This window comes from Thalassospira australica (genome assembly GCF_000763295.1).
Taxonomy (GTDB): domain Bacteria; phylum Pseudomonadota; class Alphaproteobacteria; order Rhodospirillales; family Thalassospiraceae; genus Thalassospira; species Thalassospira australica.
Map to the genome: position 1 here is coordinate 98,079 of NZ_JRJE01000030.1, position 19,637 is coordinate 117,715.

At 53.8% G+C, this 19,637-nt stretch carries 18 protein-coding genes; 7 read left to right on the plus strand and 11 right to left on the minus strand.

Annotated elements, in window-relative coordinates:
- Positions 1–58: 58 nt before the first annotated feature.
- The 4 genes from JF44_RS0112915 to JF44_RS0112930 form a co-directional block, all read right to left on the minus strand.
- The gene (locus tag JF44_RS0112915; RefSeq protein WP_033069396.1) at positions 59–811 is read right to left on the minus strand and encodes an SDR family NAD(P)-dependent oxidoreductase; all 753 of its coding nucleotides are present in this window, start codon (positions 809–811) and stop codon (positions 59–61) included.
- Positions 812–984: 173 nt separating this feature from the next.
- A complete protein-coding gene (locus tag JF44_RS0112920; RefSeq protein ID WP_033069397.1) occupies positions 985–1,401 on the minus strand; it encodes an MAPEG family protein in 417 nt (138 codons plus the stop codon).
- Between the two features lie 126 nt (positions 1,402–1,527).
- The gene (locus JF44_RS0112925; protein ID WP_033069398.1) at positions 1,528–1,737 is read right to left on the minus strand and encodes a helix-turn-helix domain-containing protein; all 210 of its coding nucleotides are present in this window, start codon (positions 1,735–1,737) and stop codon (positions 1,528–1,530) included.
- A complete protein-coding gene (locus JF44_RS0112930; protein WP_238318446.1) occupies positions 1,737–2,138 on the minus strand; it encodes a DUF2975 domain-containing protein in 402 nt (133 codons plus the stop codon). Before JF44_RS0112930 ends, JF44_RS0112925 begins: the two co-directional genes overlap by 1 nt.
- A gap of 396 nt (positions 2,139–2,534) precedes the next feature.
- On the opposite strand from JF44_RS0112930, the gene JF44_RS0112935 reads away from it, so the two are divergent.
- Both JF44_RS0112935 and JF44_RS0112940 read left to right on the plus strand, forming a co-directional pair.
- Positions 2,535–2,975 (plus strand): ArsR/SmtB family transcription factor, encoded by a 441-nt coding sequence (locus JF44_RS0112935; protein WP_052065872.1) that lies wholly within the window; start codon positions 2,535–2,537, stop codon positions 2,973–2,975.
- Positions 2,976–3,210: 235 nt separating this feature from the next.
- A complete protein-coding gene (locus tag JF44_RS0112940; protein ID WP_238318448.1) occupies positions 3,211–5,553 on the plus strand; it encodes a heavy metal translocating P-type ATPase in 2,343 nt (780 codons plus the stop codon).
- 362 nt (positions 5,554–5,915) lie between these two features.
- Here the strand turns inward: JF44_RS0112940 and JF44_RS0112945 are convergent, their stop codons facing one another.
- The 4 genes from JF44_RS0112945 to JF44_RS0112960 all read right to left on the minus strand — a co-directional run bounded on the left by JF44_RS0112945 (position 5,916) and on the right by JF44_RS0112960 (position 11,092).
- Positions 5,916–7,055: a DUF1513 domain-containing protein gene (locus JF44_RS0112945; protein ID WP_033069400.1), complete on the minus strand. Its 1,140-nt coding sequence runs from the start codon at positions 7,053–7,055 to the stop codon at positions 5,916–5,918.
- A 33-nt stretch (positions 7,056–7,088) separates the two neighbouring features.
- A complete protein-coding gene (locus tag JF44_RS0112950; protein WP_033069401.1) occupies positions 7,089–8,216 on the minus strand; it encodes an imelysin family protein in 1,128 nt (375 codons plus the stop codon).
- Between the two features lie 45 nt (positions 8,217–8,261).
- Positions 8,262–9,731: a di-heme oxidoreductase family protein gene (locus tag JF44_RS0112955; protein ID WP_033069459.1), complete on the minus strand. Its 1,470-nt coding sequence runs from the start codon at positions 9,729–9,731 to the stop codon at positions 8,262–8,264.
- 92 nt (positions 9,732–9,823) lie between these two features.
- The gene (locus JF44_RS0112960; protein ID WP_033069402.1) at positions 9,824–11,092 is read right to left on the minus strand and encodes an imelysin family protein; all 1,269 of its coding nucleotides are present in this window, start codon (positions 11,090–11,092) and stop codon (positions 9,824–9,826) included.
- Positions 11,093–11,393: 301 nt separating this feature from the next.
- Here JF44_RS0112960 and JF44_RS0112965 point away from each other — a divergent pair, with 301 nt between their 5' ends.
- On the plus strand, positions 11,394–12,095 hold the full coding sequence (locus JF44_RS0112965; protein ID WP_033069403.1) for a cytochrome b/b6 domain-containing protein: 702 nt from the start codon (positions 11,394–11,396) through the stop codon (positions 12,093–12,095).
- 189 nt (positions 12,096–12,284) lie between these two features.
- Here JF44_RS0112965 and JF44_RS0112970 read toward each other — a convergent pair whose 3' ends face one another.
- Positions 12,285–12,749, minus strand: a complete 465-nt coding sequence (locus JF44_RS0112970; RefSeq protein WP_033069404.1) for a c-type cytochrome — start codon at positions 12,747–12,749, stop codon at positions 12,285–12,287.
- Between the two features lie 194 nt (positions 12,750–12,943).
- Between JF44_RS0112970 and JF44_RS0112975 the strand changes: the two genes are divergently transcribed.
- From JF44_RS0112975 to JF44_RS0112985, 4 genes are all read left to right on the plus strand, one after another.
- Positions 12,944–14,458, plus strand: coding sequence for an NAD-dependent succinate-semialdehyde dehydrogenase (locus tag JF44_RS0112975; protein WP_081944444.1), 1,515 nt, complete (start codon positions 12,944–12,946; stop codon positions 14,456–14,458).
- Between the two features lie 542 nt (positions 14,459–15,000).
- Positions 15,001–15,162 carry an RSP_7527 family protein gene (locus JF44_RS20350; RefSeq protein WP_156111685.1) on the plus strand — a complete coding sequence of 54 codons (162 nt, stop codon included), beginning with the start codon at positions 15,001–15,003 and terminating at the stop codon, positions 15,160–15,162.
- 166 nt (positions 15,163–15,328) lie between these two features.
- Positions 15,329–16,117: an alpha/beta fold hydrolase gene (locus JF44_RS0112980; RefSeq protein WP_033069405.1), complete on the plus strand. Its 789-nt coding sequence runs from the start codon at positions 15,329–15,331 to the stop codon at positions 16,115–16,117.
- Positions 16,118–16,141: 24 nt separating this feature from the next.
- Positions 16,142–16,759: an NUDIX domain-containing protein gene (locus JF44_RS0112985; RefSeq protein WP_081944445.1), complete on the plus strand. Its 618-nt coding sequence runs from the start codon at positions 16,142–16,144 to the stop codon at positions 16,757–16,759.
- A gap of 5 nt (positions 16,760–16,764) precedes the next feature.
- Here the strand turns inward: JF44_RS0112985 and JF44_RS0112990 are convergent, their stop codons facing one another.
- Positions 16,765–17,505 carry an SDR family oxidoreductase gene (locus tag JF44_RS0112990; RefSeq protein ID WP_202901511.1) on the minus strand — a complete coding sequence of 247 codons (741 nt, stop codon included), beginning with the start codon at positions 17,503–17,505 and terminating at the stop codon, positions 16,765–16,767.
- A 115-nt stretch (positions 17,506–17,620) separates the two neighbouring features.
- Positions 17,621–19,480, minus strand: coding sequence for a monovalent cation:proton antiporter-2 (CPA2) family protein (locus JF44_RS0112995; RefSeq protein ID WP_052065876.1), 1,860 nt, complete (start codon positions 19,478–19,480; stop codon positions 17,621–17,623).
- Between the last annotated feature and the right edge of the window lie 157 nt (positions 19,481–19,637).

A 19,637-nucleotide genomic window follows, 5' to 3' on the forward strand; every position in this document is an offset into this window, starting at 1 on the left:
ACGACAGGGCCAATATGGCGGTTAATGCTATGATCACACGAAGTGGGCGCATTCTTCCTTATTTCCTTAAGGCAGGCAGGCCAACGCCGGTGCTTTCAAATCCGCCATCGGCAGCAATGGTTTGGCCGGTCACAAAGCCTGCCTTGTCTGAGCAGAGGAACGTGATCACTTCGGCAATTTCGTTTTCCGTGCCGTAGCGGTTTAGGGGCATAGCATTCAGATATGCCGAAATGATGTCAGTTGAATGTACGGCCATCGCAAGTTTGGTTTTGACGGGGCCGGGGCAAACGCAATTGGCACGGATGCCATATTCGCCAAGTTCGGCCGCTTGTTGTTTGGTCATGTGAATGACGGCGGCCTTTGACGTGCCATAGGCCACACGGAGCGTCGAGGCCCGAAGGCCCGAGATCGAACCAATATTGACAATCGCACCCTTGGTTTCCTTCAAGGCCGGAATGGCGGCCTGCGAAACAAGGAACACGCCGTCAAGGTTGGTATCCATGATCCAGCGCCAGGTGGCAAAGCTTGTGTCTTCGATTGGCAGAAAGTCGGCGACCCCGGCATTGTTGACCACGGCATCAATCCGCCCGAAAGCCGACAGGACAGCATTGATCATTATGTCAACCTGTTCGGGGACAGAGACGTCGCATTCAACTGCCTTTGCGTTTGAAAGCTGCGCAGTGGCGCTACTGAGTTCCGGGCCATCACGGTCAATCATCGCAACCTGCCAGCCGTTTTGGAGGAACAATTTGGCGGTGGCAAGTCCGATGCCGCGGGCGGCACCCGTGACCAAGGCAACTTTCTGTGTCATGTGGGGCGTCCTTTCTTGAAGCGTTCCCTGTTTTCCTGTGTGCCTGACAATTTGTCAGGTGTCCTTTTGGCTAATTTATTTGCCGGTGGTTCTTGCCGTCATTAAGGCAAATCCATTGCAAACCGGCAAGTCACGGTTTGCATCCAAGATGCCGTGATGTGAAAAACAGGGTGTTACCCAAGGAAAAGCTGGCTGGTATAAACCAGCATTGAAAACAGGCTAACGAAATAGGCGATCGAACGCACCCCGTTTACGCCGGGAATACGTGTGATGCCGGCAAGATAAAAACTGGCATGAGCAATACGGGCAATCAAAAAGAGTGTTGCGCAGGCCATGGTTACCATGTTGCTGATGTTAACTTGATGCGCAATCAGGACAATGATGGCAAAAGGCAGCAGGTTTTCCTGTTGATTTTGATGGGCGCGCAGGCCACGTGCCGCAACGCCGGTTCGTTCGGGCAAATCGTCGCGATTGCCCATAAGGCGTTTGCCGCCAACACCGGGTTGCTTGGCATAGCCATAGTTGTAAACCCACGGAAGACCAAGGCACAGCAGGGCATTGATCAAAAGAACGGTAAGCTCGTAAGTCATTGGGGATCCTGACGTTTTAAGATGATAATTGCCTTACGTATCTGCCTTGGACTTGGATCGACTTGGTATTCTGATGTTGGGGCTAGGCGGGCTGAGGCGGATTTCGTTGGCCGCCTCGGCCGGGTTTTAACTCTCGTCTTCAAATTCCAGAAGGTCACCGGGCTGACAATCAAGTTCCTTGCATATGGCGGCCAGTGTTTCAAACCGAACGCCGCGCACCTTGCCTGACTTCAACAGGGAGAGGTTTTGCTCGCTAAGTCCGATGCGGGCGGCGAGGTCCTTGGACTTCATCTTTCGGGTGGCAAGCATTACGTCCAGTCGTACAATGATTGGCATCAGACGAAGCTCCGGTTCTCGTCATCAATACGAACAGCTTCGCCCAAAACCCATGCAATGACGATGATCAAGCCGCTTAAAAACAGGGTATGTGCGTCGGCATTGCTTAGTCCTATGGAAATGAATCGTTCGCCTTCGGGGCGGTTGAATGTCGCCAGCACAGAAGACGCGGCACCGGTAAGCGGTGAGACCAAAGTCTGGATCAACAGTGCAATCCCGAATGCCTTTAAATGACCAATTGCCTCAATATTGAAAATACTATTGGCAGCAAAGGCACCAAACATTTTGCGCAGTCGATAAATGCCATAGGCAATGATGAGGGACGGAACCATCATCACGCCGATGGTGGCGGCTTTTTGCCAGCCGCTCAATGCCTGAACGTCGGCAACGCTGATTGTCATCTGGCTTGTGCTGACCTCTACCCAGCCCGGTGCATATAACACCAACGGAACAACGCTTATTTCAAACACGATTGCCAATGCACAAACCCAATATAGAAGGGTGCTTATCGTGTGAACTCGTTTTAAGGGGGCATGGTTGCGTGTCGTGGACATGTGGGGCTCCATTTACTTTGGTGTTTGCCATATAAATTCATAAATTAACGTAAAACATTAATTATTTAATAAATAAGGTCAATAGAGAAAATGGGTGTTCGTCTAAGTAGCGTTTGTGAAGCGCGTGTTTTGTCGGTGTTGCAATACCTGGGCGAGGGTCGGAAACGCATATAAAGCCCGTTGTCGCGGGGAATATTCGATGCTGCCCCTTGTCATTGGTGGGCGGTCATGGAAAATAGAGCCATGTCAGAAAGCAAAGCCAAATCCCGTAAACCCGTACCCCCGATCGAGGCAGATGATGCTGCGTGCGTGGAATGCGATACTGCCGCCAGACTGGGCTTAAGTTCCGAGCAGGGCGAAGCCGTCACCCGCGATGCATCGCGGGCCATGGGGCATGATCTTTCGCTTCCCGATATCGAAGCCGCGGCAAAGATATTTTCTCTGCTTGGGGATGCCGGACGCCTGCAACTGGTGTTGCGCTGTATGGAAAAGCCCCAAACCGTTTCCGAGCTGGCAGAAGCCGCAAACATGTCCCAGTCGCTGTGCAGTCATCATCTGCGCCATCTCAGGGATCAGCGCATCCTGACCTCGGAACGTCGGGGGCGGCATATCTTCTATCAGATTGATGATGATCATATTTCACATGTGGTGCGCGATACCTTTGCCCACGTGACGCACGACTGACCGAACCCTTCACCGATTTTTGTCAAAGCCACTGCTGTCTCAGCAGAACGGTTCGGCATGTTTGCAGTAAACATTCAAACAGCGATTTGAATGTCCTTGACAGAACGATATCTGACTCATAGTTTGAGTATAACATATGAACAGATATTTGATTGATGAGAGGTGGCCGATGTCCTTTATCGCCAAATGGGACGACTTTCCGGCAATTGGAAACTGTATGCATTGCAGGGATTCAATGCTGGTGGCGTTGAAAAAGGCTGTGCCCAATCAAGATTTTGCCAACACCGCGCAGGGCATTTCCGCATCCGACCCCCTAAGTGACGAACAGAACGCGCAGTTACACCAAGTGCTGCGTGAGTATGAAAACGGTGTTGCCCATTACCATTGGCAGGTGTCGGGCATGGATTGCGGATCTTGCGTTGCCAAGATCGAAACCGCCCTTGGCAAGATGGATGGTGTTTCGTGCGTCGACGTTTCCATGATGCGTGAAACCGTGACGCTCGGACTGGATGCCGATCACGTAAATCATCGCGATATGGTCACCAACACGCTCAATAAACTGGGGTACCCGGCCGAGGAAAAGGCCGGACAGGGTTCTGCCAAACCGGGGAGTGGGGCGGCATGCTGCGGGGGTGAAAGCAGCGCTTCTGCGACCAACGAGGATACCAACGCATCAAGCACGCCTATCAAAACCGCCCTGCGTAAAATCATCCCCTGGGGGCGTGAAAATGATGAAATTGCCTTTGCTGCCATTTGTTTGGCACTGGGCGGCATGATTGCCGCAGTCATTCCGGCAACAGGCCCCTATGCCATTTCTGTGGCCTCAATTCTTGCCGCAATCCCGGTGATGAAAAAGGCCTTTCGTCTGGCGCAAAGCGGGGCAATTTTTTCCATCGAGCTTCTGATGTCAGTCGCGGTGATTGGTGCGGTTGCGATCGGCGAAAGCCTGGAAGCCGGGGTGGTCGTATTGCTGTTTGCTGTAGGCGAACGTCTTGAAGGCGTTGCCGCAGGTCGTGCGCGAAGCGGGGTCAAGGCCCTGATGAAGCTGGCGCCCGAAACAGCCCGTCGCATGACTGACAATGGTTTTGACAGCATCTCACCGCATGAACTTGTGCGCGGTGACATTGTCGAAGTCCGACCGGGGGAACGGGTGCCATCAGATGGCACAATCCAAACCGGCACGGCCGATATCGACAACAGCCATCTGACCGGGGAATCTGTCCCGGTATATAGCGCGATCGGCGCAGAAGTCTTTGCGGGGGCGATCGTCACGGACAGTCCGGTACGCATTTCGGTGACCCGTGCGGCGGGGAACACCATGCTTGATCGTGTGATCGAACTGGTTGAGCAAAGCGAAAAGCACAAGGCACCCGTTGAACGCTTTATTGCCAAATTTGCCCGCATCTATACGCCAATCATTATGGCGCTTGCAGCGCTGACCGTTGTTGTGCCCCCGGTTTTGTTCGGGCAGGCATGGGACGAATGGGTGTATCGGGGGCTTGCACTTCTGTTGATCGGTTGTCCGTGTGCACTGGTGATCTCGACACCGGCAGCGGTTACATCGGCACTGGCCCGCGCAACCAAGATCGGTCTTTTGGTCAAAGGTGGTGCTGGGCTTGAGATGATCGGTTCCGTGCGGACCATGGCGTTTGACAAAACCGGCACCCTGACCGAAGGCAAACCGAGACTGGTCGCCATCCGTGCCGCAGAAGGCTATGGCGAGAATGCCGTTCTTACGACTGCAGCCGCACTTGAATCCGTGACATCTCATCCGCTGGCCCGTGCGGTGGTGACAGCGGCCAGGGATCGTCATCTTGAACTGCCCGTGGTGGAAAATGCCAAAACCATCGCCGGTGCTGGTGTTGAAGGCACAATCGATGGGGCACGTTATCAAGTCGGGGCGGCAAGGCGTCTTGACGCCGATCTTGAAGACGCGATGTCAAACTGGCTTTCTGCACAGGAGGATGATGGCAGTACTGCAGTGGTTGTGCTCAAAGACCGTCAGGTAATTGGTGCGCTGGCCCTGCGTGATGTTGCACGCGGTGATGCGAAACAGGCCCTTGGTGAATTGGCCAAACTCAACATTGCGCCGGTGATGTTGACCGGGGATGCCGCCCGCGTTGCCAAACGCATGGCTGCAGAGCTCGGCATGGAATATCGCGCTGAACTGATGCCTGAAGACAAGCTGAACGCCCTGACGCGCCTGCGGGATGAACCAAACCGTACTGGTCCGGTGGCGATGGTTGGGGATGGCATTAATGATGCCCCGGCCCTGAAGGCCGCAGATGTGGGGATTGCCATTGGCGGTGGTACGGATATCGCGCTTGAGGCGGCTGATGCCGTTGCGGTCAAGGACCGGTTGGGCGATGTGGTCAACCTCGTCAAACTTTCACGCGCGGCGCGACGGGTTATTCGTGAAAACATCACGATCGCACTGGGGCTGAAGGCGGTATTCCTTGTCACGTCAATCACCGGGGTGACGGGGCTTTGGCTTGCAGTTCTCGCCGATACCGGTGCCACCGTTCTGGTGACGATCAACAGCTTGCGTCTGCTGGTCGCATTACGCGATGCGAAGTGATTTTCAGGGCTGAAAAGAGAAAGCGGCGGTTATCGTTTCCCGCATCGATAACCACCGCTTTTCCACCTTGAGAGACCTACGGGGAGAGAGGACCCGTAGGTGAGAGACAAGCCATTTTGGGGACAAAATGCGAATGGGTTGCATTCGCGGGCTGTGTCGAGACCTGTTATAGGCGAGGAAAAAATGTCACGCAAGTGAAAATCGTTCTCATTTGCGAAAAAGTTTTGGTTGATGATTGTCTGATATAAATATCCCGACAAAAACAGTCGGATAATGGCATGGTTTTCCTTGGGATTCAGCCATCAGACGACAGAAAGACCACACCAGAAGTGCTGGTTTTCTGCGTGTTTTTCATCACAGGTCTAAGTGTTCATACGCCGCAAATGGTTGTCCCATTGAAGCGATTTATGCGAATCGTCGGGCAGTTCAACCCGTTTTCGACGAATCGCATCCATGCGCCAGCTGTTGCCAAGGCCACTGGTGCCAACAAATTCACCCGTACGATTTGTTGCCGCAAGTCCACAGCCATCCGGTGCCGCAATGTGGGTCAGAAAATCATTCGATTGGGCATCCCAGAAAGTCACCAGTCCACCACGCGGGCAGGAAATGGCAAAGACCTGTCCGGATGTATCAAAGCGCACCGATCCGCAATATTGACGCATCCTGACCTGAACCGTGTCGGGGGCTTCAATCGGGCGAATGTCCCCGCCGGGATGCCAAATGCCCACAAGTGGCACCTGATCGGTAATATCCCCCTGATACTGAAAGCCTGCTGCAATCATGCCATTGGCCGTCACATCAAGATGGCGGATGGAAAGTTTGTGCCAGTCATGTTTAAGGGCTGCCTGATAGATCAGCTTGCCGGTGCGTCGGTCAATGATCGACAGGTTCGGTTCCATTGAACTGATGTTAAGCGGTGTGCGCCCGTCCTGATCGGGGTGGGTATGCAGGCCGCCATTGGCAATCACCAGATGTTCGCCATCGGGCATGAGGTGAAGTTCATGCGGGCCGGTGCCGTAACTGTTGAATTCCGCAACCCGGCGATAACCATCTTGGGCATCCCAAACCGATACAACCCCGCGTGCCTGATCAAAGTCATTCTCGGTGATATACAGATATCGACCATCATGGGAATAAACTGCGTGCCCATAGAAACGTCGATTTTCCGGGCAGTGCAGTTTGGCCCGGACGTTGCCTGTATGACGATCAAGGATCAGACCATACAGCCCCGGACGGCGTTCAACGGCGGCCACATCGACATGGTTGGGGCGAAGCCCGATGTCATGACCGCGACCGGGCAGGGGTTGTTCATACAGGATACCGCCCGATGCGTTAAACGCACTGACATAGTAGTCCCCGTTGTTGCCGGCGCTGGCTGCGATATATACCGCACGGTCTTCAATCGCCGGGGGGCTTGCTGCGCGTGTAATACTTGTTGGCAACAGGGTTAAGGCCCCGCCAACACCGATCAGTTTGAGAAACCCGCGACGTTGATGTTTCATTTCTCCGACTTCCAATTTCCAATCAACAGGGTGTTAATCACCGTCAAGCGCGTTAAACCCGCCGCCAAGCTGGGTGTTGCCGCCGACGTCGTTTTCAACAAGCGTTGTCAGAAAGTCGATCTGTTCCTTGATGCCAGCAAGCGCCGCATAGCCATCAGGCTGCGCATATAATTCCGAAACCGAAGGTGGCAGATCGGCAACTGCATCGGAAACAGTTTTCCAGTTCAGGCGAAATGATCGGTCAAGCAAGCTGCTGTCAATCAAGGCCGCCAAGCCTGTTCCTTCTTGTCCGACGTCGCCCCATTTGCCGTCATAAATCGCAAACAGCCCAATAAGGTTATGCTCGATATTGCGAAGCGAGCGTTCAGACAGTTCGCTTTCCGCCCGGCTTGCGCGTGCGCCCTGGGCATTATCCCCCAGTGGACGGGCCAGTTTCTGGCTTGAGATGATCAAAAGCCCTTCATGCAGGGCGCGATACAGGTCCGTTGCGGCAAATTTCGCAGTGGGATAATCCATGCTTTCCGGCCCGGCATTGCGCATGGCCTTGGCAAATTCCGGCCAGTCGGCCTGAAGTTCGCCCGAAAGGGTGCCCAGATTGATCGCAATAGCGGCGCCGTACTGGCACAAGAAGATACCGTCTTCGTTGGCTGCAACCATCTGTTCGGCGTGTTTGTCATCAAACAGGACTTCTTCAAGTGCCGGAAACCCTTGCAGGGCAGCACTGGCACCAGCCAGCTTTTCCGGATCGGTATAGGCTGCGGGTTTATCAAACATCAGCTTGCGGAACTGGCGTGCTGCGGTGCCATGTTTATCTGGCCAGTATTCGATGTGCTGATCGCGGCCATTGGCAACCATCGGTCCCATGCGCCAAGGCTGAAGTTCCTGCCAGATGTCCATGGCTTCGTGGAATGCTGTTTGGGCGTCTTTCAGTTCACTCTGGTCCGGATCGCTACAGAAATCATCCATGGTTTCTGCCAGATCGTTGGTCGCCGTGTGAAAGGCATCAAGTTTCGGCGGCACAACGGACGTCAAAAGGTGGGAAAGAATGGTCTGATAATTCTCATCAGGGATATCGGCGTGCGCACTTTGGCTGGTGATGCCAAGCGTAAGAAGTGCTGCAGTCGAAAGCAGGATACTGCGCCAAGAGGATTTTGAGAACATGTGGCTTTCCCCGGTTTCAAAGTAGTTCTGGCAGGTTATATCGCGTCACAAAGACTTTAGGAACGCAAGCAATTGACTGCGCTTTGATGGTGGCAGCTTTGTGACGGCGTCGCGTGCCGCGTGGGCTTCGCCACCGTGCCACAGGATAGCTTCAAGGATGGTGCGCGCCCGACCATCGTGCAGGAACCGGGCACGCGGGTCGATTTCCTGTGCGCGGCCCAACCCCCAAAGTGGTGGTGTACGCCATTCGCTGCCCGATGCCTGTGCTTCTGGTCGGTGATCAGCCAGTCCATCGCCCATGTCATGGAGCAACAGGTCACTATAAGGCCAGATCACTTGACCAGACTGTTCGGCCAGATTGGGTTGTTCTGGCAATTGATAGCGCGGGGTATGGCAGGATGCGCAACCGATATCGGCAAAGATCGCTTCACCGGCCAGAATATTGGCATCATTGATATTCCGGCGCGCAGGCGGGGCGATGTTGCGGGTATAATACAACACCAGATCCGTCATCACGGAATGAGCTTCCAGGTCGTCAAATTCCGGATCATTGCCATCAGGTGCGGTCAGGCAGTTGGTCTGTGCGGTGCTGCAATCGCCGCTGGCATGGGGATATAGCGGGGTTGAAAGCCCGATATCAAATTGAAACGCATTCTGGTTTTGCTGATCAAGAGACGGCATTCCAGCTTTCCAGCCAAATCGACCAATCGCCAAGTCATTCTTGGCGATGTCCCAAACGTGGTTGATCCGCCCGGAAATGCCATCACCATCTGCATCCTGCGGATCACTTGCCGCGACAAGTGTGGTGTCCGGAATGGCTTCAAGCAATCCAAGCCCGATCATGGGCGGCGCGACGCGTGGGGATATCATGACATCAGGATGCAACGGACCATAGGCAAGATCAGACATTTGATATGTTGGATTGCGCAGGGTGATGGTTTCGCCATTGGCAAGAGCCACATTGATATCGCTATAGCTGACGTTTACCCGCCCTTCGGCCTTGATGCCCGGAACAGAGAAATCCTGAAACTGCCCGCCATAAACCGGATCGGGGATGCTTGCCAATTTACCATCAAGGTGATCGCGCAACTGATCAATGGTCTGCGGTGGAATGGACAACCGCAGCAGCATCGATGTTGCCCCGGCCTGATCATCATCTTCATCGACGGGATGACCGCGGCCATTGCGGATATGGCAGCCATTGCACGCACGTGAATTAAACAGTGGGCCAAGCCCGTCTGCGGCCTTTGTACGTGTCGGAGCTGAAATCCAAAGCCTTTGAAAAAGGGCCTCGCCAAGCTTGAAATCAAGCCGCTTTTCAAAGGTCATGTTCGCAGAATAATGCGTAAAGGCGTTGCGGCCATCCGGTTTGGGCCATGTGGTTGTTCCGCCGGGCAGTGCGGGGTTACCGATATCCTCTGCGTTCGCAGGTGTTGGGCTAAGGGGGGCACCAACCGCAGCAAACCAAAGTGTTGCCGCAAAGATTTTGTGGGAAAGGGGGGCGGAGCGTTTCATCAGGTGCTTCTTGATCTGATAACAAAGTAAAACGGCGGGAGACACCATCCCCCGCCGTTCAAAATCCCGTCAGGCAGGTGCCTGCCTTTGGATTAGTTCACTGCAGCCGGATTGTCGAGGCTGTCGGAGCCTTCAAATTCGATGCCGTCAATGCCAACAGCGGCAATGATCTGTTCGATTGATTTGGTCTGATCGACAAGCGCATCAACAAAGGCCTGAACGACGGCATTGCCATCTTCGTTGCCCATGGCGATCAGCTGGTCAAACGCTTCGCCGCCCTCTGCGCGGGTAACCATGACTTTGCCGGCAACAACTGATGCCGCAAGCTTGGCGCGCAGTTCATTGTCGAGTGCCTTGTCATTGGCAGCAACCAAATCAGAAAGCGACGGGCCTTCTACAACCGAACCGTCAACACGGGTATAGCGGCCAAGGTATACGTTCTGGATGCCCAGCGCGTCATAGTAGTGGCTGTTATGGGTGTTGTCCGAGAAGCAATCATGTTCTTCTTCCGGATCATGCAGCAGCAGGCCAAGTTTGGTACGCTCGCCGCCCAGTTCGCCATAAGACAGCGAACCCATGCCGGTCACAATCGCGGTCAGGCCCGGAACGCCGTCACCTTCAAAAACGGTTTCGCGTGCGTCACCACCTTCGGCCCACTGTTGGGTGATCCATTCAAGGTCAGACACCATCAGATCAGCCGCAGCCTGAAGATATTCACCACGACGGTCACAGTTGCCATTGGTGCAGTCGTCACCAGCGGCATAGTCGGTCCATGCGCGCTCACCAGCACCGGCGTCGGTCCCGTTCAGGTCCTGACCCCACAGCAGGAATTCAATCGCATGATAGCCGGTCGCAACATTTGACTCGACATCATCGATTTCATGCAGGCTTTTCAGCAAATCTGCATCGATGGTCGATGCGTCAATGGTTTCGCCCGAAATGGTCAGGGTCGGGTTGGCGATCACGTTGGCGGTATAGGCCGGGTTTTCTTCGCTTTCTTCACCATAAAGGCCGGTTTCGACATAGTCGATCAGGCCTTCATCAAGCGGCCATGCGTTTACCTTGCCTTCCCAGTCATCAACGATGGCATTGCCAAAGCGATAAACTTCGGTCTGCTGATACGGTGCGCGTGCCGCCAGCCAGGCGGATTTGGCTGCATCAAAGGTTTCGGCTGACGGGTTGGTGACCAGCGCGCCAATTGCACTTTGCAATTCTTTGGCGGTGATCAGCGAATCTTCGTAACCGGCATGCGCGATATCGGCATATGTCGTAAGTACGTCTTTGGCGCCCGGCGCGGCATATGCGTGCGCACCAAGGGTAGAGACCAATACAGCCGTACCCAGAATTTTTGCGATCTTCATAGGAGTTCCCATCTATCCCTGAAAAGTGAGCCAAGGGCGTAGCCCCATGGATCAGAGCAAAAAAGACCAAGTGTAAATGCCTGCATTGACACCTGAAATGTGACCCTGATCACTTTGCATCTGGTTAAGTGATACTGCTTGTGAGAATGATTTTCAAATAGAGAATGTCTGTTTGGGGAAAATTTTCACGTTTTTTGAATGTTATAACTGCAAATTGATGGGTGCGCGCCTTGAACCGGCAGGCGACTGCCATGACGTTTTAAAGGCATGATCATGACCGGACACCGCAAGAGAGATTGTGATGAGCACACAAACGCCTGACGAGAAAAAAGTAAAACTTTGGGATTTCCCTGTCCGTCTGTTTCATTGGGCACTTGTGGCCGCGATTGCGACGTCCTGGTGGACCAACCGACAGGTGATGATCGATATCCACGCGATTGCCGGATACACAGTCCTGGCCCTTGTTCTGTTTCGCATCGTTTGGGGTTTTGTCGGCAGTTCAAATGCCCGCTTCACATCCTTTTTGACGGGGCCGGGCAAGGTGGTCGATTATGCCCTTAAAATACCCAAAGGATCGATGTCTGATTTGACCTATGCTGGGCATAATCCGGCCGGGGGATGGATGGTTGCAGTGCTGATCCTGTTGGTGGGGGTGCAGGCAGTAAGTGGGCTTTTTGCAAGCGAAGATACGTTTTTGTTCTTTGATGGGCCGCTGGTTGCCTATGCCAGCGCGGATGTCGCCCGTGTTATGAACTGGATCCATCACACCAACATCAACCTGATATACGCCGCTGTCGGATTGCACGTGTTTGCTGCATTGTTTTATCTGGTGGTCAAACGCGAAAACCTGATTGGTGCGATGGTTACCGGTGTGCGCAAGGTGCCTGTTGATCTTGCTGATCGTTTCATGCGGATCAATTTTGCATCCCCTGTACTGGGCATCATCATATTGGGCGTTTGTGGATTGCTGGTCTGGGGTGGAGTCACACTTGCGCGGGGCTAGAACCCGAAGGAAAATGGCTGTGATACCAAAGAGCCCGCTGTGAACCGATTTTGATCACGGCGGGCTCTTTGGTTTGAAGTAAGTTCCCCGGTCGGTATTTTCAAATAAGCTGAGGGGGCAGCTATGGGGAGAAAACCGGGCCGGGGGGGCTCGCCATCATTGGGGGCGGCGAGAAAAACTCAGGTGGATTTACTTGGTGCGGTACTCGTCGTGGCACCCTTTGCAGGATTTACCAAGATTGCCCATGGCGGCACCCATTGCTGATTTGTCCCCGGCAGCAGCCGCCATTGCAAGGGCCGCGTCCTTAAGCACCGGGAAGCGGGCGGAAAAATCATCCCAGTTCGCCCAAATGTTTTCATTTGCAGTGGTTTTTACCGTGGCATCCATGGTTTTGGGCTCAAACGCGTCCGGTGCTGCGGTTGCAGCAAAGGCGATGCCATTGGCAAGGTTGCGAACAACCGGATCGGGCAAATCGCACTGCCCTTTCAGATAGCAACCAAGTGTTCCCATCGCACCACCGATGCCATCCATCAGCATCTTGCGGTTTTCGACAGTTGTGTTGTCCATCATCTCGTCAGCATTGGCAGTCATCGGGGCCGATGATCCGGCGGCGATGATTGCGCCCAGCAGGCCTGCAGTAACAAGGTGCTTCATGGGTTCTCTCTATTGTCGTTTTGCTCTCACACTGATCGCGAAACAGGCCCTGATTTCTTGTATGTATGCGAAGCATCTTGTTGCTTCGTGCCTGCCGCTCGGCTTAGTGTCCCAGTTGCGCCCCCGAAACTGGAATCACAAGCGCGTGAACGGAATTAATTTTTCAATACATGCGCCAAAGGAAATGTCTGAAAATGTCGTCCGTCGCCCCAAATGATATTGCCGATTCGAATGAAGCCACCATCCGTGAAGGACGTGCGCGTGCGCGAAACGTGATCCGCGATTGGGATCTTAAGCGTGCCTTTATCAATGGCGTTTGGCGTGATGCTGATAGCCGCGAGGTTCTTGACGTTATTGATCCGGCAAAGGGCGATGTGATTGGCGCCGTGCCGTTCATGCGGACCTCAGAAGCGCGTCAGGCAATTGATGCTGCCCATGCGGCGTTTCCCGGATGGTCGCGGATGCTGGCAAAGGAACGTGCAGCGATCCTGCGGCGGTGGCGTGACCTTCTTGAAACCCATCAGGAAGAATTGGCATCCCTGATTACCCTTGAACAGGGCAAGCCCTATGATCAGGCGCTTCGTGAAGTGGTTGGTGCAATCGCCTATGCCGAATGGTATGGCGAGGAAGCCAAACGTGCCTATGGTCAAACCATGCCTGCGACCCAGCGTGACCGACGTGTTGTCGTGCAAAAACATCCTGTCGGAGTGGTGGCGGCGATTACGCCATGGAACTTCCCGTTGACCATGGTGGTGCGCAAATGCGCCCCGGCCCTTGCAGCTGGGTGCACGGTGATTGTCAAACCGGCAGAAGACACACCGCTTTCAGCATTGGCTGCTGCCAAACTGGCAGAGCAGGCGGGGTTCCCCGCTGGCGTGTTTAATGTGGTGACAGGCCAACCCCACCCGATTGGCGAAGCGCTGACCGGGGACCCACGTGTGCGAATGTTGTCGTTTACCGGGTCAACCGCAGTGGGAAAACGCCTGATGGAGCAATGTGCAGCGACGATGAAAAAGCTGTCGCTGGAGCTAGGCGGCAATGCGCCATTTATTGTCATGGATGATGCCGATATTGATGCCGCTGTTGCCGGGGCAATGATTTCGAAATTCCGTAACAGCGGTCAAACCTGTGTATGTGCCAACCGCATCTTTCTGCAGGATGGGGTGTATGATGCGTTTGTTGAAAAGTTTGTCGCTGCAAGTACTGCACAAACGATGGGTAACGGGTTTTTGCCGGGTATGGAAATCGGCCCGCTGATCAATCGTCAGGCGGTGGCCAAGGTTGAACGACTTGTTGAAAACGCCAAAAAAGCCGGTGCGACGTTGATTTATGGTGCAGACCTGCCTGGCGAGGGCCACTTCACCCGGCCGTTGATAATGACCGATGTGCCCCATGTAGCGGATTGCTTTAACGAGGAGCTGTTTGCGCCGGTCGCCCCGATATATCGCTTCACCACCGAGAATGACGTCATTGAACTGGCCAACCGGGTTCGCACAGGGTTGTCATCCTATCTTTACAGTCGGGATATTGGCCGGATTCAGCGCATAGCCGATCAGCTCGAAACAGGTGTTGTCGGAATTAACGACGGCACCACCAGCCACGAAGGTGCGCCATTTGGCGGTGTGAAGGAAAGCGGGCAGGGACGTGAAGGCGGACATTGGGGGTTTGAGGAATATCTTGAACCGAAATATCTGAATTACGCATTGTGATCTGGCGTCAAAGCCCAAAGTGACCCGCCGCGAAGCGGTGATGAAAATCGCCCGATAACCATGTTTTCGCTGGATCGGAAAACGACAATATCTATTGAGGATATTGTCGTTTTTTGTTTTTGGTCGAGCTATGCGAAATTGTGGGTTCGGAGTCCGGCGAAAATATTCAAAGTTTCAACCGTATTTGGCGAAAAATTCACCTGTACCAAATATTTTTCAGTGTTTTTTCTTCTGCCGTCCGGGTGTTTTCGCGCGAAGAGGGCAACGGTTTAGCCCCTAAAGGTCAAGGTCTGCCCCGGACGTTCATCAAGATGACTTACAAAAAACGAGGCAAATGAACGCTTTATTTGTCATGATACAAGCATGTGAAATATGCATGATGAAAATGTGACAAGCAGTCGAATAGGTATGCGTCAAATGCATATTTGGGGTGAGAAAACTCTGCTCGTAGAAGCGATGGAACAGGCGTACATGGGGTTTAGCAAATAACACAGCGAAACCCCGGCGGGAACAATGCCGGATGTTTTTAAAAGGAAGCGGACATGAAAATGTATCGTGATTATGATCTGGTAGCCCTGCAGCGTGAAGCTGAATATCTCCGTGCACAAGCGATTCGCAGCATGTTTGTTGCGTTGGTCCGCAAAGTCGGCGCTTTGTTTGGTGCGAACCGCAAGCCACATGGCGGCGTTCCGGCTGGCGCATAATTCTGCAGCCAAGCAATACCAGCGGCCGGTCAACCGGTACGCAGACAATGACACCCCCTGTATCACAATGATGCAGGGGTGTTTTTGTTTGTGCTCTTCACCTTGATGCCCCGCACCGTTATTAAAGGGGGACAAGCCCCACCCAATTGCGCAGAAGTTGGTCTTTATGAAACTTGCCCATTACGCCTTTGGCGACGAAAACCGCGATAACGGTACCATCGTGATCATCCATGGCCTGTTTGGTCAGGCGCGGAACTGGACGGCCATTGCCCGACGCCTTGCCGAGAAATACCACGTGGTTACGGCTGATTTGCGCAATCACGGCAGATCAGACTGGGACATGGAAATGACCTATCCCGCGATGGCAGGGGATCTGGCCGAACTGATCCGGGACGTTTCGGACAAACCGGTTCATCTGGTCGGGCATTCCATGGGGGGCAAGGCATCCATGATGTTGACCCTTTCGGCTGATGCAGATCTTGTGGCGGACCTTGTGGTGGTTGATATTGCCCCGGTACAATATGACCATGACTATAGCGGTTATATTGAAGCGATGCGGTCGGTTGATTTCGAAAAAATTTCCCGCCGCGCCGAGGTCGAAGACGCCCTGTCATCAGGGGTATCGGAAAAAGGTGTTCGCCAATTCCTGGCCCAGAATGTTGCGACCGACAAGGAAACGGGTGCCATGTCCTGGCAAGTCAATATTGATGCCATGGCAGAACATCTTGGCGATATTACCGGCTGGCCCGAGGGCGGGCTTGCTGATCAGTATGATGGTGATGTGCTGTTTATTTCGGGTGCCAATTCACATTATGTCGATCCCAAGGACCGCGACCACATCAAGTCACTGTTTCCCAAGGCCGCCTTTACCAGCATCAAGGGGGCAGGTCATTGGGTGCATGCCGAAAAACCCGATGCGGTATTGCTCACCCTGTCTGCTTTCCTGAACCGTTAATGCGAAGGCCAAAGGAAAACCATTGTGTCAGAACTTCCCAAAGGTTGGTCAATTCCCAAAGCGGAACATGTGCGGGTCGGTGATATCGATTGCCTGTCCGACGATTGGTATCGGCTTTATCGGGTCAGTTTCGATCTGAAACGGTCTGATGGATCATGGCAGCATCAAACCCGTGAAACCTATGAACGGGGCAATGGGGCAGGCATTTTGCTTTATAACCCGACCGATCGGACTGTCATTCTGACCCGTCAGTTCCGGTTGCCTTCCTTTGTGAATGGCAATGAAGACGGCATGTTGATTGAAGTGCCTGCGGGGTTGCTTGATGACCGCGATCCGGCGGCGGCCGTGATTGCCGAGGTCGAAGAAGAAACCGGTTATAAAATTGGCAAACCGCGTGAGGTGTTTGACCTGTTCATGAGCCCGGGATCGGTGACCGAACGCCTGCATCTGTTTGTGGCCGAAGTAACCCGCGATCACCGCGAAGGTGAGGGCGGTGGTCTGCATCACGAAGGCGAAGACATCGACGTTCTGGAAGTTGGCTTTGCCGATGTTCTTGCGATGATGGCGGATGGGCGCATTCGTGATGCCAAAACAGTCATCTTGCTACAGCATGCGCTTCTGAACGGGCTGTTTGGCAAATAATCCCGTTACCAAGGTAGCGCCTTACCATCATAACTATAAAACCCGCCGGAATTTTCTGCACTGAGCTGATCAAGCACAGACAGCATATTGGCCGTGGCCTCAAGCGGGCTTTGAACCCTAAGTCCGGCTTTGGCGAATGGGCCGGAAAGTCCGGTGTCCACCGTACCCGGATGCAGGGCAACACAGACTGCTTCGCGTTTGCTGCGTCCGATTTCAATCGCCGCGCATTTCACAAGCTGGTTAAGCGCCGCCTTGGCCGCGCGATAACCATACCACCCGCCCATGCGATTATCACCAATGCTGCCGACCTTGGCTGACAAGGTCGCAAAAACCGATTTGCCAGACCGTGGTAACAGCGGACAGAAATGTTTCATCAAAAGGGCCGGGCCGATGGCATTGATCTGAAACTGCTTTGCCATGTAGTCGGGGTCAATCTGGCGCAGGGATTTTTCCGGCAGAAACGCATCGTCATGCAGATAGCCGGTTGCATCAATGATCAATCGAATGTCGCGGCCAGATTGCTGTGCCTGTTGTTTTGCGTGATCTGCACAGGTTGCAATGGTTCCGGGTTTTGTCAAATCGAGTGCCGATGTGGTTGTGCGGGCATATTGCAGGATTTTCGCAAAATGCCCCGATGTTGTCAGGTGGGTGATAAAGGCCTTGCCGATGCCGCCGGTCGCGCCAATCACGATGGCGATCCCGTCGTTTGGCATGCTGTGCCAGTTCGCTTTCGGGAAATCTGCCATAAGATGCACCTTTGTTTGTGGTTTTAACATCTTACGGCAAAAATCAGGGTGTGGTTCAAAACCGCAAAAAGGTGCGAACCCAAGAGTTTAATCAGAAGCCAGACCGGGATCAGCGTCAGGGGGCGGCATCTGGTGTCGCGGTTTTTGCACCCGCATCGTTTTGTTCTTCATGTTCATCACGCATGATTTCAAACAGCGTTTCATTCTGGGCTCGCATGGTGTCGATATAGCCTTTATCAATTCCGTTTGCGTTCCATTGTGCGCGAAGTTTTTCAAGCGTTTCGAAATCATGTTTGCGAAACGCGGTCTTTTTGCGTTCGGCCCGTGCGCTTGAAAGGCCGAGTTCAATCAGCGCATCACGCCCAAGGTTCAGTGCACTTTCAAACGTTTCACGTTCGACGAAATGCGCCCCGGCATTTTCAAGTTCGTACACATGGTGGCGGTCAATGGCACGGGCGAGAATGCGCACATTGGGATAGTGTGATGCGACATGGGCAACAAGGGCTGTGAGCTTTTCGCGGTCGTCGATGGCGGCAACAAACAGTTTTGCCTGTTCAATACCGGTATTGTGCAAAAGATCCGGTCGCGTCGCATCCCCATAAAACCCACGAAATCCGATCCGGCCAAGGTTTTCAATCACCTGCGGGTCATGGTCAAGGACCACCACCTGATATCCGCTGGTGGTTAAAAGTCGGGTGACGATCTGGCCAAAACGGCCAATCCCGGCAACCACGATTGAACCGGTTTGATCAATTTCATCTGCTTCGCGTGAGGTATCTTTGATCAGACGTGGCGCCAGAAGTCTTTCGTGCAGGATGAAGGCCGCGGGTGTGAGGACCATCGTCAAGGCAACCGCAAGGGTAAGTTTCTGGACAAGCTCGATCGGTAAAACACCAACGCCAAGAGCAATGCCAAACAGAACAAAGGCAAATTCACCGGCCTGGGCCAGGCCGACCGTAAACAGCATGCGATCAACGCCACACATGCGAACGCAGCTTGCGATCACAAACAGAACAACGGCCTTGATCAGCATGATGCCAACGGCAAGTGCCAGCAACATTGCCGGTTGATCAAACAACAGGTTGAAATCAATGCTGGCCCCGACAGTCAGGAAGAACAGGCCCAGCAACAATCCCTTGAATGGTTCGATATCGTTTTCAAGTTCGTGACGATATTCGCTATCAGATAAAACAACTCCGGCCAGAAACGTTCCCAGTGCCGGGCTAAGGCCGATGGCATCCATCAGCAAAGCTGTTCCGATCACAAGCAACAAGGCACTGGCGGTAAATATCTCGCGCAGGCGGGAGGCCGCGATAAAGCGAAAAACCGGGCGTATCAGATACCGTCCGCCGATAATGATCAAGGCAATTGCCCCGACAGTTACCAACGGTTCAGCCCAGTCCGGGACGATATCAAGTAAAATGGCGCTATGTGCCGATGCTTGTTCGACATCCCCGCCCGTGCCGGAAATGATCAAAAGCGGTATGATGGCTAGCATCGGGATAACGGCGACATCCTGGGTCAACAGAACGGAAAAGATGCTTTTGCCCCCAACGGTGCCAAGCCAGCCTTTTTCGCCAAGCGTTTGCAAGACAATGGCCGTTGATGACAGCGCAAGAACCATGCCGATGGCAACCGCTTGCTGCCAGGGCAAGCCAAACCCATATCCAGCTGCGGCAATTAAAAAGGTGGTGGCAACAACCTGCGCCCCGCCAAGACCGATAAGCTGCCCCCGCATTGCCCAAAGCATCGAGGGGCGTAATTCAAGCCCGACAAGAAACAGCATCATGACCACACCGAATTCTGCAAAATGCTGCAGTTCGGTGGTTTCTGCCCCGACAATGCCAAGCGCCGGCCCGATCACGACCCCGGCAATCAGATAACCAAGAACTGACCCCAGCCCAAGGCGCTGCGCGATTGGAACAGCAATGACCGCAGCTACAAGATAGACAAAGGCAGAGGACAGTATTTCCATAAGTCAGGCTCCGGCAGGGGCGCGTCATGTGAGTTATGAGTAATGCGGCAAACGGTGCCCGTGTCGAGCGCACCGGAAGGGATGGTTGGTCTCGGAACGGTCATTCCAAGAGGCAGGTATGTGGTGCGTCTGCATTAACTGTCAATGCGGGTGTGAC

What these genes read in the sequence shown, in the direction of transcription:
- JF44_RS0112920 (WP_033069397.1), bottom strand. Translation starts at nt 1,401, where the DNA reads ATGACTTACGAGCTTACCGTTCTTTTGATCAATGCCCTGCTGTGCCTT.
- JF44_RS0112950 (WP_033069401.1), bottom strand. Translation starts at nt 8,216, where the DNA reads ATGTTCTCAAAATCCTCTTGGCGCAGTATCCTGCTTTCGACTGCAGCA.
- JF44_RS0112975 (WP_081944444.1), top strand. Translation starts at nt 12,944, where the DNA reads ATGTCGTCCGTCGCCCCAAATGATATTGCCGATTCGAATGAAGCCACC.
- JF44_RS0112995 (WP_052065876.1), bottom strand. Translation starts at nt 19,480, where the DNA reads ATGGAAATACTGTCCTCTGCCTTTGTCTATCTTGTAGCTGCGGTCATT.
- JF44_RS0112930 (WP_238318446.1), bottom strand. Translation starts at nt 2,138, where the DNA reads ATGACAATCAGCGTTGCCGACGTTCAGGCATTGAGCGGCTGGCAAAAA.
- JF44_RS0112935 (WP_052065872.1), top strand. Translation starts at nt 2,535, where the DNA reads ATGTCAGAAAGCAAAGCCAAATCCCGTAAACCCGTACCCCCGATCGAG.
- JF44_RS0112960 (WP_033069402.1), bottom strand. Translation starts at nt 11,092, where the DNA reads ATGAAGATCGCAAAAATTCTGGGTACGGCTGTATTGGTCTCTACCCTT.
- JF44_RS0112940 (WP_238318448.1), top strand. Translation starts at nt 3,211, where the DNA reads ATGCTGGTGGCGTTGAAAAAGGCTGTGCCCAATCAAGATTTTGCCAAC.
- JF44_RS0112970 (WP_033069404.1), bottom strand. Translation starts at nt 12,749, where the DNA reads ATGAAGCACCTTGTTACTGCAGGCCTGCTGGGCGCAATCATCGCCGCC.
- JF44_RS0112945 (WP_033069400.1), bottom strand. Translation starts at nt 7,055, where the DNA reads ATGAAACATCAACGTCGCGGGTTTCTCAAACTGATCGGTGTTGGCGGG.
- JF44_RS0112980 (WP_033069405.1), top strand. Translation starts at nt 15,329, where the DNA reads ATGAAACTTGCCCATTACGCCTTTGGCGACGAAAACCGCGATAACGGT.
- JF44_RS20350 (WP_156111685.1), top strand. Translation starts at nt 15,001, where the DNA reads ATGAAAATGTATCGTGATTATGATCTGGTAGCCCTGCAGCGTGAAGCT.
- JF44_RS0112955 (WP_033069459.1), bottom strand. Translation starts at nt 9,731, where the DNA reads ATGAAACGCTCCGCCCCCCTTTCCCACAAAATCTTTGCGGCAACACTT.
- JF44_RS0112990 (WP_202901511.1), bottom strand. Translation starts at nt 17,505, where the DNA reads ATGGCAGATTTCCCGAAAGCGAACTGGCACAGCATGCCAAACGACGGG.
- JF44_RS0112925 (WP_033069398.1), bottom strand. Translation starts at nt 1,737, where the DNA reads ATGCCAATCATTGTACGACTGGACGTAATGCTTGCCACCCGAAAGATG.
- JF44_RS0112965 (WP_033069403.1), top strand. Translation starts at nt 11,394, where the DNA reads ATGAGCACACAAACGCCTGACGAGAAAAAAGTAAAACTTTGGGATTTC.
- JF44_RS0112915 (WP_033069396.1), bottom strand. Translation starts at nt 811, where the DNA reads ATGACACAGAAAGTTGCCTTGGTCACGGGTGCCGCCCGCGGCATCGGA.